The sequence below is a fragment of the Streptomyces sp. NPDC007164 genome, assembly GCF_040634135.1.
GTDB lineage: Bacteria > Actinomycetota > Actinomycetes > Streptomycetales > Streptomycetaceae > Streptomyces > Streptomyces sanglieri.
Genome location: NZ_JBEYFB010000056.1, coordinates 23,302 through 40,265, shown reverse-complemented (window position 1 = coordinate 40,265; position 16,964 = coordinate 23,302). Strand labels below are relative to the sequence as shown.

15 protein-coding genes and 1 riboswitch are annotated in these 16,964 nt (G+C 68.8%); of the genes, 12 read left to right on the top strand and 3 right to left on the bottom strand.

Annotation, left to right across the window (positions count from 1 at the left end):
• The first annotated feature begins 190 nt into the window (after nucleotides 1-190).
• The 10 genes from ABZ622_RS36670 (at nucleotide 191) to ABZ622_RS36625 (ending at nucleotide 10,148) form a co-directional block, all read left to right on the top strand.
• A complete protein-coding gene (locus ABZ622_RS36670) occupies nucleotides 191-799 on the top strand; it encodes a CDP-alcohol phosphatidyltransferase family protein (protein WP_360550850.1) in 609 nt (202 codons plus the stop codon).
• 113 nt (nucleotides 800-912) lie between these two features.
• Complete coding sequence (locus tag ABZ622_RS36665; protein WP_360550848.1) at nucleotides 913-3,408, top strand: mannose-1-phosphate guanyltransferase; 2,496 nt, start codon at nucleotides 913-915, stop codon at nucleotides 3,406-3,408.
• Between the two features lie 98 nt (nucleotides 3,409-3,506).
• Nucleotides 3,507-4,430 (top strand): DUF881 domain-containing protein, encoded by a 924-nt coding sequence (locus ABZ622_RS36660; protein WP_360550846.1) that lies wholly within the window; start codon nucleotides 3,507-3,509, stop codon nucleotides 4,428-4,430.
• Nucleotides 4,427-4,759: a small basic family protein gene (locus ABZ622_RS36655; protein ID WP_003970459.1), complete on the top strand. Its 333-nt coding sequence runs from the start codon at nucleotides 4,427-4,429 to the stop codon at nucleotides 4,757-4,759. The genes ABZ622_RS36660 and ABZ622_RS36655 overlap by 4 nt, the downstream gene beginning before the upstream one ends.
• A 5-nt stretch (nucleotides 4,760-4,764) precedes the next feature.
• Entirely contained in the window at nucleotides 4,765-5,553 is a 789-nt protein-coding gene (locus ABZ622_RS36650; RefSeq protein WP_360550844.1) for a DUF881 domain-containing protein, read from the top strand.
• 190 nt (nucleotides 5,554-5,743) lie between these two features.
• Complete coding sequence (locus ABZ622_RS36645) at nucleotides 5,744-6,532, top strand: FHA domain-containing protein (RefSeq protein WP_124718992.1); 789 nt, start codon at nucleotides 5,744-5,746, stop codon at nucleotides 6,530-6,532.
• A gap of 17 nt (nucleotides 6,533-6,549) precedes the next feature.
• Nucleotides 6,550-7,293 carry a MerR family transcriptional regulator gene (locus ABZ622_RS36640; protein ID WP_360550842.1) on the top strand — a complete coding sequence of 248 codons (744 nt, stop codon included), beginning with the start codon at nucleotides 6,550-6,552 and terminating at the stop codon, nucleotides 7,291-7,293.
• Between the two features lie 53 nt (nucleotides 7,294-7,346).
• Nucleotides 7,347-7,820, top strand: coding sequence for a bifunctional nuclease family protein (locus ABZ622_RS36635; RefSeq protein ID WP_006123076.1), 474 nt, complete (start codon nucleotides 7,347-7,349; stop codon nucleotides 7,818-7,820).
• A 168-nt stretch (nucleotides 7,821-7,988) separates the two neighbouring features.
• Nucleotides 7,989-8,606, top strand: a complete 618-nt coding sequence (locus tag ABZ622_RS36630) for a MerR family transcriptional regulator (protein WP_360550840.1) — start codon at nucleotides 7,989-7,991, stop codon at nucleotides 8,604-8,606.
• 57 nt (nucleotides 8,607-8,663) lie between these two features.
• The gene (locus ABZ622_RS36625; RefSeq protein WP_360550838.1) at nucleotides 8,664-10,148 is read left to right on the top strand and encodes a DNA polymerase IV; all 1,485 of its coding nucleotides are present in this window, start codon (nucleotides 8,664-8,666) and stop codon (nucleotides 10,146-10,148) included.
• On the opposite strand, the gene ABZ622_RS36620 is transcribed toward ABZ622_RS36625, so the two are convergent.
• A complete protein-coding gene (locus ABZ622_RS36620; protein ID WP_360550836.1) occupies nucleotides 10,073-10,441 on the bottom strand; it encodes a PRC-barrel domain-containing protein in 369 nt (122 codons plus the stop codon). The two genes, ABZ622_RS36625 and ABZ622_RS36620, sit on opposite strands and share 76 nt — an antisense overlap.
• A gap of 113 nt (nucleotides 10,442-10,554) precedes the next feature.
• A riboswitch (glycine riboswitch) is annotated at nucleotides 10,555-10,651 on the top strand.
• Between the two features lie 194 nt (nucleotides 10,652-10,845).
• On the opposite strand from ABZ622_RS36620, the gene gcvP reads away from it, so the two are divergent.
• Entirely contained in the window at nucleotides 10,846-13,731 is a 2,886-nt protein-coding gene (gene gcvP, locus ABZ622_RS36615; protein WP_360550834.1) for an aminomethyl-transferring glycine dehydrogenase, read from the top strand.
• A gap of 87 nt (nucleotides 13,732-13,818) precedes the next feature.
• Here gcvP and ABZ622_RS36610 read toward each other — a convergent pair whose 3' ends face one another.
• Together ABZ622_RS36610 and ABZ622_RS36605 are read right to left on the bottom strand one after the other, a co-directional pair.
• Nucleotides 13,819-14,025: a DUF5999 family protein gene (locus ABZ622_RS36610; protein WP_072488625.1), complete on the bottom strand. Its 207-nt coding sequence runs from the start codon at nucleotides 14,023-14,025 to the stop codon at nucleotides 13,819-13,821.
• Nucleotides 14,026-14,367: 342 nt separating this feature from the next.
• Entirely contained in the window at nucleotides 14,368-14,961 is a 594-nt protein-coding gene (locus ABZ622_RS36605; RefSeq protein ID WP_266917411.1) for a hypothetical protein, read from the bottom strand.
• Nucleotides 14,962-15,442: 481 nt separating this feature from the next.
• Here ABZ622_RS36605 and ABZ622_RS36600 point away from each other — a divergent pair, with 481 nt between their 5' ends.
• Nucleotides 15,443-16,951, top strand: a complete 1,509-nt coding sequence (locus ABZ622_RS36600) for a glutamate-cysteine ligase family protein (RefSeq protein WP_360550832.1) — start codon at nucleotides 15,443-15,445, stop codon at nucleotides 16,949-16,951.
• Nucleotides 16,952-16,964: the final 13 nt, after the last annotated feature.

Sequence of the window (16,964 nt, the reverse complement as noted above, 5' to 3'; positions counted from 1 at the left end):
TACTGCAGGGGGGACCCTGTGGGAGAGTAGGACGCCGCCGAACTCCTTTTACGGGAAAGCCCCGTGTCCTTGTGGACACGGGGCTTTTCTGCGTTCACGAGGCACAGCCTCACCCCTGTGCACCGGTCAGCGGTGGCCGAGGGTAAGGTCAGGGGGCATCATTGACACTTTCTTCACAGGAGGCCCCCGGGTGGAGGTCCAGGAGACTCGGGTTCAGACGGACCGGGTACTCACCATCCCCAACATCCTCAGCATGGCTCGCCTTGTCGGGGTTCCGCTCTTCCTGTGGCTGATTCTTCGCCCTGTGTTCGGCGGCCCCCAGAGCGACAGCTGGGCCCTGCTGGTGTTGATGCTCAGCGGCATCAGCGACTACCTCGACGGCAAGCTTGCCCGCCGGTGGAACCAGATCAGCAACCTCGGCCGGCTCCTGGATCCTGCTGCGGATCGCCTCTACATCCTTTCGACCCTCGTCGGCCTCACCTGGCGGGAGATCCTGCCGCTGTGGCTGACCGCAGCACTTGTCGCACGTGAGCTGATGCTCCTCGTGATGGTGGGAATCCTGCGGCGTCACGGCTACCCGCCGCCACAGGTGAACTTCCTGGGCAAGGCCGCCACGTTCAACCTGATGTACGCGTTCCCCTTGTTGCTGCTCAGCGATGGAAGTGGTTGGCTTGCACCGCTGGCCGCCATTTTCGGATGGGCGTTCGCAGGTTGGGGTACAACGCTCTATTGGTGGGCAGGGATCCTCTACGTGGTTCAGGTCCGCCGCCTCATCAAGGCGGATGCAGCAGCCGACTGAGCTCGTTGATGCGGTGCCGTGCAGTGTGGCCGGCCCGCCGCGGATGACCCGGATGGTGCCCCGACGGGCGAAGTCGGCCAGACCGTCGTCTCTTCAAGGAGGACGTTTCCGACATGAAGGCCGTCGTGATGGCTGGCGGCGAAGGCACACGCCTTCGCCCCATGACCTCAAGCATGCCCAAGCCGCTTCTGCCCGTCGCCAATCGGCCGATCATGGAGCATGTGCTTCGGCTGCTCAAGCGGCACGGGCTGAACGAGACCGTCGTAACGGTCCAGTTTCTCGCCTCGCTGGTCAAGAACTACTTCGGGGACGGCGAAGAGCTCGGGATGGAGCTCAGCTATGCCAACGAGGAGAAACCGCTCGGTACCGCGGGAAGCGTGAAGAATGCCGAGGAAGCGCTGAAGGAGGACACCTTCCTCGTAATTTCCGGTGACGCGCTCACCGATTTCGACCTCACTGATCTCATCGCCTTCCACAAGGAAAAGGGCGGCCTGGTCACGGTGTGTCTGACCCGTGTGCCGAACCCGCTGGAATTCGGCATCACCATCGTGGACGAGGGCGGCCAGGTCGAACGCTTCCTGGAGAAGCCCACCTGGGGACAGGTCTTCTCGGACACGGTCAACACCGGCATCTATGTCATGGAGCCCGAGGTGTTCGACTACGTCGAAGCCGATGTCTCGGTGGACTGGTCCGGTGATGTCTTCCCCCAGCTCATGAAGGAGGGCAAGCCCATCTACGGCTATGTCGCCGAGGGCTACTGGGAGGACGTCGGCACCCACGAGAGCTATGTGAAGGCACAGGCGGACGTCCTTGAACGCAAGGTCGACGTCGACATCGACGGCTTCGAGATCTCGCCCGGCGTATGGGTCGCGGAAGGCGCGGAAGTACATCCCGACGCGGTACTGCGCGGACCTCTCTACATCGGGGACTACGCAAAAGTCGAAGCCGGCGCGGAGATTCGCGAGCACACGGTCATCGGGTCGAACGTCGTCGTCAAGAGCGGCGCATTCCTGCACAGGGCCGTGGTGCACGACAACGTCTACATCGGGCAGCACAGCAATTTGCGCGGCTGCGTGATCGGCAAGAACACCGACGTCATGCGGGCCGCCCGCATCGAGGACGGCGCGGTCATCGGGGACGAATGTCTGATCGGCGAGGAGTCGATCATCCAGGGCAATGTCCGCGTCTACCCGTTCAAGACCATCGAGGCCGGTGCCTTCGTCAACACCTCGGTCATCTGGGAATCGCGCGGACAGGCCCATCTCTTCGGCGCCCGTGGTGTGTCCGGGATCCTGAACGTCGAGATCACCCCGGAACTGGCGGTCCGGCTCGCCGGGGCCTATGCCACGACCCTGAAGAAGGGCTCGACGGTCACCACCGCACGTGACCACTCCCGAGGCGCCCGTGCCCTGAAGCGAGCGGTGATCTCGGCCCTCCAGGCCAGTGCCATCGACGTCAGGGACCTGGAGAACGTACCGATGCCCGTCGCGCGCCAGCAGACGGCGCGGGGCAGTGCCGGCGGCATCATGATCCGTACGTCTCCCGGTGTGCCCGACTCGGTCGACATCATGTTCTTCGACGAACGGGGCGCGGACCTGTCGCAGGCGCGGCAGCGGAAGCTGGACCGGGTCTACGCACGTCAGGAATACCGCCGTGCCTTCCCGGGCGAGATCGGCGATCTGCACTTCCCGTCCAGCGTCTTCGACTCGTACACCGGATCGCTGCTGCGCAACGTGGACACCGCGGGGATCGCCGATGCGGGGCTCAAGGTGGTCGTGGACGCGTCCAACGGAAGTGCCGGGCTCGTACTGCCCAGCCTGCTGGGGCGGCTCGGCGTCGATGCGCTGACCATCAATCCCGGGCTCGACGAATCACGGCCCACCGAGTCCGCCGAGACCCGGCGCTCCGGACTCGTAAGGCTCGGTGAGATCGTCTCCTCGGCACGGGCCTCGTTCGGTGTGCGGTTCGATCCGGTCGGTGAGCGGCTCTCCCTGGTCGACGAGCGAGGCCGGATCGTCGAGGACGACCGGGCACTGCTCGTGATGCTCGACCTCGTGGCGGCCGAGCGGCGCAGCGGGCGGGTGGCGTTGCCGGTCACCACGACCCGCGTCGCCGAGCAGGTCGCCGCGTACCACGGCACGCAGGTCCAATGGACGACGACATCGCCCGACGATCTGACGCGCGTGGCACGCGAGGAAGGCACCATCTTCGGTGGAGACGGGCGCGGGGGCTTCATCGTTCCCGAATTCAGCAGCGTCTTCGACGGATCGGCCGCGTTCGTACGGCTGCTCGGTCTGGTCGCCAGGACCCAGCTCACCCTGAGCCAGATCGATGCCCGCATTCCCCGTGCCCATGTCCTGCGCCGTGATCTCGCCACCCCCTGGGCCGTCAAGGGCCTGGTCATGCGGCGGGTGGTGGAGGCCGCCGGTGACCGCAGCGTCGACACGACGGACGGGGTGCGGGTGGTCGAGGCCGACGGGCGGTGGGTGATGGTGCTGCCCGACCGGGCCGAGGCGGTCACCCATCTGTGGGCCGAGGGCCCGGACGACGCCTCCGCGCAGGCGCTGCTGGACGAATGGGCGGCGATCGTGGACAGCGCAGGTCAGTGACGGTTCTCCCGGTGTGTCCGGTGGCGCCCCGCGGCGCCTTCGGGCACACCGGTGGGGCCATTCGGCGCTAGCCGTGGCGACGTGCGACGATGTGCGGCATGTTGCAGCAGCCCCCCGATCGGAGTACCGCCTCGCCTCCCGCGCGTCCCGACGCGTCCATGTCGCTGCTGACCAACGTGATGGACCACAGCCTGGACGACGGATACGCCGAGGCGTCGGCGCGTCGCAGGGCCGACGGGACCGCCGGGCTGCCTCGTACGCTCAAGTCGAAACTTGGATTCGCCGCCTGCCTGGTGCTGGCCGCACTCGTCGTCACGCTCGGGGCCGCGGAGGCGCGCGTCTCGGCGCCGGTCCTCGCCAAGGAGCGCCAAGAGCTGATCGGCCGCATCGACGACGAGACCGCGGCGGCCGACAGCCTTGAGGCTCAGGTGGACAAGCTCCGGGGCGACGTGGGCGGGCGGCAGCGCAAGGCGCTGGAGAAGCACGGCGGGGACCAAGGGGAGCGGGTGGCACTGCTCGCCGGCGCGACCCCGGTCGAGGGGCCCGGCGTGAAGCTCGTCATCGACGACGCCAAGGACACCGACCAGGGCGGCGGCGGACCGAGGGAGAGCAGCGGATTCTCCGATACCGGACGGGTCCGCGACCGGGACCTCCAGCGGGTCGTCAACGGCCTGTGGCAGTCCGGCGCCGAGGCGATCGCGATCAACGGGCAGCGTCTTACGGCCCTGTCGGCGATCCGCGCGGCGGGCGACGCCATACTGGTCGACAACAGGCCGCTCGTGCCGCCGTACACGGTGCTGGCGGTGGGGAACGGGAAGCAACTCGGCACGTCGTTCCAGGACAGTGCCGACGGTCAGTATCTTCAGGCGCTCAAGGACACCTTCGACATCCGGACGAGCCTGTCCGCGCAGCAGAAGCTGAGCCTTCCGGTCGCGCCGAGCCTGATCGTACGTACAGCAGAGCCTTATAAGGCCGCAGACACCGGCAGTGGTGCGGCAGACGCAGGGAAGGGCACATCGTGATCGCCGTACTGGGCCTCGTCGTGGGAGTCGTGGTCGGACTGTTGGTCCGGCCCGAGGTGCCGGCGGTGGTCGAGCCCTATCTCCCGATCGCCGTCGTGGCTGCCCTCGACGCAGTCTTCGGTGGACTGCGCGCCATGCTCGACGGGATCTTTGTCGACAAGGTGTTCGTCGTGTCGTTCCTTTCGAACGTCGTGGTGGCCGCGCTGATCGTGTTCCTCGGCGACAAACTGGGCGTCGGGGCGCAGCTGTCCACCGGTGTGGTGGTCGTGCTCGGGATCCGGATCTTCTCCAACGCCGCGGCCATCCGCCGGCACGTCTTCCGGGCCTGACGCCGATGAGCAACGAAGAACTTCCCGATGGGGCGGAACACGCCGGAGAGCGGACGGCGGGCTCCGCCAAGGAGCTGACTGGCCGTCAGCGGCTGATCGCCGGACTCTGGCCGCCGCGGGTGACGCGCGCCCAACTCATCGTCGCGGTGCTGCTGTTCGTACTCGGTCTCGGACTGGCCATCCAGGTGCGGTCCAACAGCGACAACAGCGCGCTGCGGGGCGCCCGGCAGGAGGACCTGGTCCGGATCCTCGACGAGCTGGACGACCGGACCCAGCGGCTGGAGGACGAGAAGCAGCGGCTGGACGCTCAGCGCACGGAGCTGGAGAACAGCTCCGACCAGGCTGAGGAGGCGCGCAAGCAGACGGTGGAGAAGGAACGGCAACTCGGCGTTCTCGCGGGTACCGTGGCCGCCCACGGGCCCGGGATCACGCTCACCGTCAACGACCCCGGTGACGGAGTGAAGGCGGACATGCTGCTCGACGCTCTCCAGGAGCTGCGGGCGGCGGGCGCCGAGGCGATCGAGGTCAACGGGGTGCGTGTGGTGGCCAATACGTACTTCTCCGGTGACGGCGGCAACGTCAAGGTCGACGGCCGTAAGATCACCGCGCCGTACGTCTTCGAGGTGATCGGCAAGCCCCAGGACCTGGAGCCGGCGCTGAACATCCCCGGCGGCGTGGTGCAGACGCTGGAGAAGGAGCAGGCCACCGTGCAGGTCGAGCAGGCCGACGACATCGTCGTCGACGCCTTGCGACCGGCGAAGCAGCCTGACTACGCTCGGTCGTCGTCCCCGTGATACGGCGTCGCGGAAGGGGCGAAGGAGACGGGCACAAGGTTGCGGGGGGTCGCCGCATCGTATTGGTGGTGCGTGGTGGAAACTGTCGAGTGGATACGGACGTTGTGAAGATGTCCGGGTCGGCAGGTGTGGTCATTCAGGGTTCGTCCTGCCCCACGGGCGGGTCTATTTCGGTCAAGGGGAAGCGCCCGTGAAGTTGTTTGGGAAGTTGTTCGGAAAGAGCGCTCGCGACGAGGCCGCCCGCCATCGCGCACCGCGCCATGGCCAGGCGGAGGAGCAGGGCACGGATCGCCCGCTCTTCCGTGATCAGGTGTCGGGTACGGGCAGTGACAATTCGGGAGCATCCGGCGCGTCGTCTGTTGACCCTGCCGGTCCCGGCCGCATAGGTTTCGGAGAATCGTCGACCTCGAGTTCGGGTGGAGAGTTCGCCCCCAGGCAGGAGGGTTCGTCCATGCCGGTCTGTACGAGGTGCGGGCATCGCAATGCCGAGGCCAGTCGTTTCTGCTCCAACTGCGGCGCGCCGCTGAGGGGCGGGATTCCCGAGCGTGCCTCGGAGACGACCTCGACCATCTCGATCTCCGGTCTTGAGGCGTACGAGGCGGAGGCCACTGGGCAGACGGCGGTGCCGTCCCTCTCGCCCGAGGCCCAGGCGGCCGTCGACGCCCTTCCGCTCGGCTCGGCGCTCCTGGTGGTGCGTCGTGGTCCGAACTCGGGCAGCCGCTTCCTGCTGGACGGTGAGCTGACCACGGCCGGCCGTCACCCGCAGAGCGACATCTTCCTCGACGACGTGACGGTGTCGCGGCGGCACGTGGAGTTCCGCAGGAGCCCCGACGGCAGCTTCACGGTCGGGGACGTGGGCAGCCTGAACGGCACCTACGTCAACCGTGAGCGCATCGACTCCGTCGCCCTGTCCAACGGCGACGAAGTGCAGATCGGCAAGTACCGGCTGGTCTTCTACGCGAGCCAGCGCGGCATCTGACCCGTCAGGGAAGGTCCATGCTGAGAACACCGACGGGCGGTGCCGTGACCGGCACCGCCACCGCCGACGACCGCCCGATGAGCATCGGTACGGTGCTCCTGCGACTGCGGGACGAGTTCCCCGAGGTCACGATCTCCAAGATTCGCTTCCTGGAGGCCGAAGGGCTGGTCGAACCGCAGCGGACCCCTTCCGGCTATCGCAAGTTCCGCGGCGCCGACGTGGAGCGGCTGGCGCAGGTGCTGCGCATGCAGCGGGACCACTACCTCCCGCTGAAGGTCATCCGTGAGCATCTGGATGCCCTGGCCCGTGGTGAACAGGCCGCCCTGCCTTCCGGGGGCGGCCCGCGGGACCTGACCGACGGTGGCTGGGACTCAGGGCCCGGACGGGCCACCGCGGCCCGGATCGGCCGTGCCGAGCTGCTGGCGGCCGCCGAGGCCACCGAGAGCGACCTCGACGAGTGGGAGTCGTACGGCCTGGTGGTTCCGACCGCCGAGGGCGGTTACGACTCCGAGATGGTCACCGTGGCCAAGCTTGTGGCGGATCTGGGCAGGTTCGGTCTGGAGCCGCGTCACCTGCGTGCCGTGCGCGCGGCCGCGGATCGCGAGGTCGGGCTCATCGAGCAGATGGTCGCACCCTTGCGGCGGCACCGGAATCCGCAGACCAGAGCACATGCGGAGGCCACTGCGAAAGAACTCGCGGAGCTGTCCGTGAGGCTTCATTCGGCCCTTGTACAGAGTGCTCTGCACATCCGGCTCCACTGATCGCGCCGGTGCCCGACTACCCAAACCTGCCGGGCACGTCCTAGGGTTGCTGTGTGAACGAGCTCGACGTTGTGGGTGTCCGGGTGGAAATGCCCTCCAACCAACCGATCGTGCTCCTGCGTGAAGTGGGAGGCGACCGGTACCTCCCCATTTGGATCGGTCCTGGTGAGGCGACCGCGATCGCCTTCGCCCAGCAGGGCATGGCTCCGGCCAGGCCGCTGACCCATGATCTCTTCAAGGATGTGCTTGAGGCCGTCGGCCAGGAGCTCACCGAGGTCCGCATCACGGACCTGCGGGAAGGGGTCTTCTACGCGGAGCTGGTCTTCGCCAGCGGGGTCGAGGTGAGCGCGCGGCCGTCCGACGCCATAGCGCTCGCCTTGCGCACCGGAACGCCGATCTACGGCAGTGACGGGGTGCTCGACGACGCCGGCATCGCCATCCCGGACGAGCAGGAGGACGAGGTGGAGAAATTCCGCGAGTTCCTCGATCAGATCTCCCCGGAGGATTTCGGCACCAACAGTCAATGACCGTTCTTCGGGGTCGCCGTCAGCGCATCCGGCAAGCCTTTCCCGCTCGGGAGACACGGGAAACCACCCTCAGGGTGATTATCACTCGGCGTGCCGAGTGTGGCGATCGTTGACGCACCCCGAGTGACTGCCTACCTTCGAGATGGCAGGTCAAGGACGGAGGTCGGCGTGAGAAGCAGCGGCGACGGTACGGCAGCGGGTGGGCCGTATCCGCAGCAGGGGAGTACAGCCGACCACACCATCGTGCAACCGGTTCAACCGGCGGCGGTGGCGGGGGACGAAGTGGCATCGGCCAACGACATCGGCTACCGCGGGCCGACCGCGTGCGCGGCTGCCGGGATCACGTACAGGCAGCTCGACTACTGGGCGCGCACGGGCCTGGTGGAGCCGAGTGTGCGTCCGGCGTACGGCTCGGGGACACAGCGGCTCTACAGTTTCCGGGACGTCGTCCTGCTGAAGATCGTGAAGCGCTTCCTGGACACCGGTGTGGCGCTCCAGAACATCCGCACCACGGTCCAGCATCTGCGGGCCCGCGGATTCCAGGACCTTGAGCGGATGACGCTGATGAGCGACGGGGCGACGGTCTACGAGTGCTCCTCGCCCGACGAGGTCGTCAGTCTGCTCCAGGGCGGCCAGGGGGTCTTCGGCATCGCGGTGGGAGTGGTGTGGCAGGACGTGGACGCCGCACTCTCGCAGCTACACGGTGAGCGGGTGGACACCGGCGAGACCCTCATCGGGAACAACCCCACCGATGAGCTGGCGCGGCGGCGTAATCGCGCCGGCTGACGCGGCCGAGGGTTCGGGCGCGGCGATTGTCAGTGCCGTAGGGCAGCATCGATTGATGTGAGAGCCGCGCCCACCATCCTGCATCTGGACATGGATGCCTTCTACGCCTCCGCTGAGCAGGCGGCGAAGCCCAGCCTGCGCGGCAAGCCGGTGGTGGTGGGCGGGCTCGGACCGCGTGGAGTGGTCGCCACCGCGTCGTACGAGGCCCGTCGCTTCGGGGTGCACTCGGCGATGCCCACGGCGCAGGCGCGGCGGCTGGCGCCCAACGCGGCCTATCTGGTGCCCCGCTTCCAGCTGTACCGGACCGTGAGCGACCAGGTGATGGAGCTGCTGGCGAGGCTCTCCCCGCTGGTGGAGCCCCTCAGCCTGGACGAGGCCTTCGTGGACCTGGAGGCCGGGGGGACGGCCGACGACGCGGCTTCGGCGCGGGAGATCGGTGAGCAGTTGCGTACGGCCATCAAGGCGGTCACCGGGCTCACCGGATCGGTCGGGCTCGCCGGTTCCAAGATGCTGGCCAAGATCGCCTCGGAGGAGGCGAAGCCGAACGGCCTGCTGCTCATAGAGCCGGGCACGGAGCGGGAGCTGCTCGCGCCCATGTCGGTGCGGATCCTCCCCGGTGTCGGGCCGGCGACGGCGGATCATCTGCGCCGTGCCGGGATGACGACGGTCGACGACCTGGTCGAGGCGGGTGAGGACGAGCTGGTACGCCTGCTGGGGAAGGCGCACGGGCGCTCGTTGCACCGGATGGCGTTCGGGTACGACGACCGGCCGGTGGTCGCGGAGCGGGACGCCAAGTCGGTGTCGGTCGAGGACACCTTCGACGCCGATCTGCACGACCGGGTGCGGATCAGGACCGAGGTCGAGCGGCTGGCCGACCGCTGCGTCCAGCGGCTGCGGGGCGCGGGGCGGTCCGGGCGCACGGTGGTGCTGAAGGTGCGCAGGTACGACTTCTCGACACTCACGAGGTCCGAGACGCTCCGTGGGCCCACGGACGACCCCACGGTGGTCCGTGAGGCCTCCGCACGTCTTTTGGAGTCCGTTGACACCACCGGGGGCGTCCGGCTCCTCGGAGTGGGCGTGACGGGGCTTGCCGACTACACACAGGAGGACCTCTTCGCCCAGGCCGCCGGCGAGCGCACCGCTGCCGGGGAATCGGCCCGGGAAGCGGCCGGGGAGCCGGCAGCGGGGACGGCACCGGCCGGGGACGAAGCCACTGAGCCGCCGGGCGATTCCCGGGCGGAGGTCCCGGAGAGTGCCGAGCAGCGCGCGGCACGGCGCTGGCCCGCCGGACACGACGTGCACCACGAGACGTACGGCCACGGCTGGGTGCAGGGCAGTGGTGTCGGACGGGTGACGGTGCGGTTCGAGGAGCCCGGATCGGCGCCCGGCCGGGTGCGTACGTTCCGGATCGACGACCCGGAGCTCCGGCCCGCCGATCCGCTGCCCCTGGTACGCGACCCGGTGGACTACTCGTCCTGGCCGGCCAGCCTGCCGAAGTCCCTGTCCGGTCCGGGCTCCCCGGGCGCGGAGTCCAGACCGTAGTGCCGGTAGAGCTGGAGTTCCTGTTCCGGCGAGAGATGACGGCCGACACCGAAGTCCGGTGCGTCCCTGATCAGGGCGCGGTCGAAGGGGATGCGCAGCGTGTCCTCCACGAATTCGCTGGGTTCCAGGGGGACGAACGCGTCCCGGCTGAAGAGTCCGGTACGTACGGCCGCCCACTCGGGCACCCCGGTCGCGTCGTCGAGATACACCTCGTCCACAGTTCCGATCTTGGTGCCCTTGCGGTCGAACGCCTTGCGGCCGATCAGGCTGCGCGGATCGATGTCGGTCTGCACGGTCCCTCCCACTGGTCGCGGCTACTCCACAAGCACTACAAAAAGGCAGATCCGGGTGGTTGGCCACTCGAGAAATCAGCCACGAACCCCGCTGGTAGGCTGGTCATGGCTGCTGACCCCGTGCGGGAGAGTCCTCCGGAGCTGATCCGAAGGCGCCGAAGGAGCAAATCCTCCCCGGAATCTCTCAGGCCCCCGTACCGCACGGACGAGGTCACTCTGGAAAGCAGGGCGGGTTTTGTGCGGCCGAGTGCCGGTGCGATTCCCTTCCTCACCGACGGTGAAAGCCGGTACGCCGCAGGGCGCGCCGGTGAAGCTCTCAGGTTGAGATGACAGAGGGGGAGGCCGTTCGGGCACCCGCGCCGCGGTGCCCCTCGCAGGTCGTTACAGACCAGGAGGCCTCCACCATGACCCCCCGCCGCACTCCGCTCTCCCAGCTGGAGCAGGGCATTCCGTTCGAGCAGCGCCACATCGGACCCGATGCCGAGGCGCAGTCGAAGATGCTCGCCCAGGTCGGTTACGGCTCGCTGGACGAACTCACCGCGGCCGCGGTGCCCGATGTCATCAAGAGCGCGGAGGCGCTCGGACTGCCGGCCGCGCGTACCGAGGCCGAGGTGCTCGCCGAGCTGCGTGAGCTCGCGGACCGCAACCAGGTGCTGGCCCCGATGATCGGGCTCGGCTACTACGGCACCTTCACCCCGCCGGTGATCCTGCGCAACGTCATGGAGAACCCCGCGTGGTACACGGCCTACACGCCGTACCAGCCGGAGATCTCGCAGGGCCGGCTGGAGGCGCTGCTCAACTTCCAGACGATGGTCGCCGAGCTGACCGGGCTGCCGACCTCCGGCGCCTCGCTGCTCGACGAGGGCACCGCGGCCGCCGAGGCCATGGCGCTCTCCCGGCGCGTCGGCAAGGTGCGCAACGGGGTCTTCCTGGTCGACGCCGACGCCCTGCCGCAGACGATCGCGGTCATCGAGACCCGCGCCGAGCCGACCGGTGTCGAGGTCGTCGTCGCCGACCTGTCCGAGGGCATCCCGGCGGAGATCGCCGAGCGCGGTGTCTTCGGCGTGCTGGTGCAGTACCCGGGCGCCTCCGGAGCCGTCCGGGACATCAAGCCCGTCGTCGAGCAGGCCCACGAGCTGGGTGCGGTCGTCACGGTCGCCGCCGACCTGCTCGCCCTGACCCTGCTCACCTCGCCCGGTGACCTGGGCGCGGACATCGCGGTCGGCACCACGCAGCGCTTCGGTGTGCCGATGGGCTTCGGCGGACCGCACGCCGGATTCATGGCCGTGCGCGAGAAGTTCGCCCGCAGCCTTCCCGGCCGCCTCGTCGGTGTCTCCGTCGACGCGGACGGCAACAAGGCCTACCGGCTGGCCCTGCAGACCCGCGAGCAGCACATCCGCCGCGAGAAGGCCACCAGCAACATCTGTACCGCCCAGGTACTGCTCGCGGTCATGGCCGGAATGTACGCGGTGTACCACGGCCCGGACGGGCTGCGGACGATCGCCCGGCGCACCCACCGTTACGCGACGATCCTGGCCGAGGGCCTGCGCGCCTCCGGGGTCGACATCGTGACCGGCGCCTTCTTCGACACCCTCACCGTGCGCGTCCCGGGCAGGGCCGCCGAGACCGTCGACGCCGCCCGCGAGCGCGGGGTCAACCTGCGGCTCGTCGACGCCGACCTGGTGTCCGTCGCCTGCGACGAGACCACCACCCGTACGCAGATCGCCGCCGTCTGGGCCGCCTTCGGTGCCGACGGTGACATAGAGGCGCTGGACGCCACCGTCGCCGACACGCTGCCCGAGGGGCTGCTGCGTTCCGACGAGATCCTCGCTCACCCGGTCTTCCACCAGCACCGCTCCGAGACCGCGATGCTGCGCTACCTGCGCAAGCTCGCGGACCGGGACTACGCGCTGGACCGTGGCATGATCCCGCTCGGCTCCTGCACCATGAAGCTGAACGCGACCACCGAGATGGAGTCGATCACCTGGCCCGAGTTCGGCGCGCTGCACCCCTTCGCGCCGGCCGAGCAGGCGCAGGGCTTCCTCACCCTCATCCGTGAGCTGGAGGAGCGTCTCGCCGAGGTCACCGGGTACGACGCGGTCTCGATCCAGCCGAACGCGGGCTCGCAGGGCGAGTTCGCCGGCCTTCTGGCCGTACGCGCGTACCACCGTGCCAATGGTGACGAGCAGCGCACCATCTGCCTCATCCCGTCCTCCGCGCACGGCACCAACGCGGCCAGCGCCGTCATGGCCGGCATGAAGGTCGTCGTCGTCAAGACCGCCGACGACGGCGAGGTGGACATCGAAGACCTCCGCGCCAAGATCGAGAAGCACCGCGACGAGCTCGCCGTGCTCATGATCACGTACCCGTCGACGCACGGTGTGTTCGAGGAGCACGTCGCCGACATCTGCGCCGAGGTGCACGACGTCGGCGGTCAGGTGTACGTCGACGGCGCCAACCTCAACGCGCTGGTGGGCCTCGCCAAGCCGGGCCGGTTCGGCGGCGATGTCTCGCACCTGAACCTGCACAAGACCTTCTGCATCCCGCACGGCGGCGGTGGCCCCGGCGTCGGCCCGGTCGGGGTGCGCGCGCACCTCGCGCCGTACCTGCCGAACCACCCGCTGCAGCCCGCCGCCGGCCCCGAGACCGGTGTCGGACCGATCTCGGCCGCCCCGTGGGGCTCGGCCGGCATCCTCCCGATCTCCTGGGCGTACGTACGTCTGATGGGTGGCGAGGGCCTCAAGCGGGCGACGCAGGTCGCCGTGCTCGCCGCGAACTACATCGCCAAGCGCCTTGAGCCGCACTACCCGATCCTGTACAACGGCCCGGCCGGTCTGGTCGCGCACGAGTGCATCGTGGACCTGCGGCCGATCTCCAGGGACACCGGCGTCAGCGTCGACGACATCGCCAAGCGTCTGATCGACTACGGCTTCCACTCGCCGACCATGTCGTTCCCGGTCGCCGGGACGCTGATGATCGAGCCGACCGAGAGCGAGAACCTGGCGGAGCTCGACCGGTTCTGCGACACGATGATCGCCATCCGCGGCGAGGTCGAGAAGGTGGCCTCCGGCGAGTGGAGCGCGGACGACAACCCGCTGCACAACGCCCCGCACACCGCCGCGATGCTGGGCGGGGAGTGGAAGCACGGGTACAGCCGTGAGGTGGCGGTCTTCCCAGCCGGCGTCTCGGCCGCCGACAAGTACTGGCCGCCGGTGCGCCGGATCGACGGAGCCTTCGGCGACCGCAACCTCGTCTGTTCCTGCCCGCCGCTGGACGAGTACGACAGCTGAGTCATGAGCGCGGGGGAGTGACGCGGACATGCGTCGGGGCCGGTTCGGAGATTTCTCCGGGCCGGCCCCAGCTCGTACCGGCCGCGATCAGGCGGCCTTCATCACTCGGTCGGTTCCCAGGGGCCGGTGCGGTGCGATGATCTGGCCGTCCGGGAGCAGCTCGCCGGTGTCCTCGAAGAGCAGGACCCCGTTGCACAGCAGGCTCCAGCCCTGTTCCGGGTGGTGGGCCGTCAGGCGGGCGGCCTCCCGGTCGGCTGAGTCGGCGGTCGGGCATGGTGGCTGGTGCTGGCACATGGCTGGGTTCTTTCGCTGCGTTGTAGTGAATGTCCTGCGGCTGGATGAGGTGTTCATGGCCGCCCCCCCCGTATCGATCGGTCCGGTCCCAGTGTTGCCCCACGGGCGTCAATCCGCAGGGATTTGGCAGCAGCACTTGTCCTTACTCGGAGGACGCATCACCCGCGCGGACGGTTCACCGCAACTGCACTGTCACTTCGGGTGGTTCGGGGTGGCCGGACCGGGCTAGTCCGGACGGGCATCGAAGTGCGCCCCCCCAGCACTGTGCCCCGCCACCAGGGAAGGTGACGGGGCACAGCGTTCTCGTACAGGGCGCGGCAATCTCGTACGGGGGTGCGGTTCTCAGGCCGGTGAGCCGAGCAGGGGGCCGGGGCCGGGGGTGATGCGCAGCGTCATCACGCGGAGCAGATCGGCGACCCGGTGCGGGCGATGGGCCGCGATGCCCGGCGGGGCGGGGGCCAGCGGAACGAGGAGGTCGGCCGGGGCGAGCTCCCCGCCGGCGGCGTCGGCCTCGGCGTCGCCGTGCAGCCACAGCGCGAGCATGTAGAGCTCCGGGATGGACAGCAGCCGTGGCTGATAGTGCGTGGTGACCGTCTCGGCCTGGCGCAGGGCGAGTTCGGTCGAGGCGATGTAGGGGCCCTCGAAGAAGTGCGAGAACGTCCAGCCGTCCGGCGTGAGCATGGTGTCCGCCGCGGCTACGGGCTGCTCCGCGCTGCGGATCAGGAACCGCCACGCGGCGAGCCGGGTGGCGGGAGCGAGCCCGCCCGGCCCGATCCGGTCCAGTACATGGACGGGGAGCGGGAGTTCGGGGCTCAGCGGTCCCTCGGCGGATCGGAGGGCTGGGGTGCGGGCCTCGCGGACTGCGGTGGGTGAACCGAGTGCCGCGAGAACGCTGCGCAGAGCGGGCGCGGGAGCCGGGGGAACATGCAGCGGCATAGTGGGTCGCCTCTCACTTCGGAGACACGGTGGTGCGTGGGCGGGTGCAGACGGCGCTGTCGGCATGCGGGGCCAGAGGAGGCCGGTGACTGGGCCGGTGCGTCAACTCTCTGCCTCGTCCGCGGAGTTTATACGACACGTGTTCACGCGGTGATTCCACTAGCCGTCGCAGCTATTTCCGACAAGGCGGTATCGAGACTTTATTATGCGGAGAATCTGCTGATTTTGCGTCAGCGGCGCAGCCGCCGCCTGGGATTTTTCCCCGGCCGCGGACGGCCGAAACGCGACGGTGTATTCACCATGCGCCGGGATGGGAAACCCGCGCTGCGTCATGCCCATGGAATGTGCCTCGGGCGGGCGCACTCAGATTACTGGCTCCGCGGCGTTCGCGGGGGCGTTATGGATCACCCGGCCTGGGCATTATCGATCGTGACGCGAGCGGCCTGGGCCGCGGGCCGCCACTTGAGGGAGGGACGCTCCGATGGGGGAGAAGGTCGTGGCGGGCGCCTTTGACCTGTCCGATCGGCAGGGGTACCGCAGGAAGCTCCACCAGTGCCTGGAGGGGCTGGAGCGGCTGCTGGCGGAGCGGAGGTTCGACCGGCCGCGCAACCTCATGGGCGTGGAGATCGAGCTGAATCTCGCGGGCGCCGACGGCATGCCGAAGATGATGAATGGGGAGGTCCTCCCGCGCATCGCGAGCCGTGATTTCCAGATGGAACTCGGGATGTTCAATTTGGAAGTGAACATAGTCCCGCACCGGCTGGACGGGCGTGTTTTCGACCAGTTGGCCGAAGAGCTCAGGACCGGGCTCGGATATGCCCACCGGAAGGCGGGCGAGGTGGATGCCGGGATCATGATGATCGGTATTCTGCCCACGCTGCGTCGCGAGGACCTCGTCGTGGCGAACCTCTCGGACGCGGATCGCTACACCCTGCTCAACGATCAAATCGTGGCCGCCCGGGGCGAGGATTTCACCCTCGATATCCAGGGCGTGGAGCGACTGGTGTCCACCTCCGCCTCGATCACCCCCGAGGCCGCCTGCACCTCGGTGCAGCTCCATCTTCAGGTGACACCGGCGCGGTTCGCCGCCGTGTGGAACGCGGCCCAGGCCGTCTCCGGCGTCCAGATCGCGCTGGGAGCCAACTCGCCGTTCCTGTTCGGCCGGGAGCTGTGGCGGGAGTCGCGGCCACCGCTATTCCAGCAGGCCACCGACACCAGGCCGCCCGAACTCCAGAACCAGGGAGTGCGGCCCAGGACCTGGTTCGGTGAGCGGTGGATCGGCTCGGCGTACGAGCTCTTCGAGGAGAACCTGCGCTACTTCCCGCCGCTGCTCCCGGTCTGCGACGAGGAGGAGCCGCTGCGGGTCCTGGACGAGGGCGGGGTGCCGCGGCTGCAGGAGCTGGTGCTCCACAACGGCACGGTCTACCGCTGGAACCGCCCCGTGTACGGCCTCGCCGACGGAGTACCCCACCTACGGGTGGAGAACCGGGTCCTGCCCGCCGGACCCACGGTCACCGATCTGATCGCCAACGCGGCGCTGTACTACGGGCTCGTACGGGCGCTCGCGGAGGAGTCCCGCCCGGTGTGGACCCGGCTGCCGTTCGCCGCCGCGGCGGAGAACTTCGACACCGCGTGCCGTCTGGGCATCGACGCGGAGCTGATCTGGCCGCGCTCCGGCCGTGCGGGCGGGCTCACCCGGGTGCCGGCCGTCAAGCTCGTACGGGACGAGCTGCTGCCACTGGCCGCGGCGGGGCTCGATGCCTGGAACATCGAGCCCGCGGACCGCGACCGATACCTCGGGGTCATCGAGGAGCGCTGCAAGCGACGGGTGAACGGAGCGTCCTGGCAGGCCGACACCTACCACCGGGCACGCGCGGCCGGGCTCGACCGGCACGCGGCGCTGGCCGCGACCACCCGGCGGTACGCCGAGCTGATGCACAGCGGGGAGCCGGTGCACACCTGGCCGATGGGTGCGCCTCCCAAGCCGTGAGACCGGGGCCGGG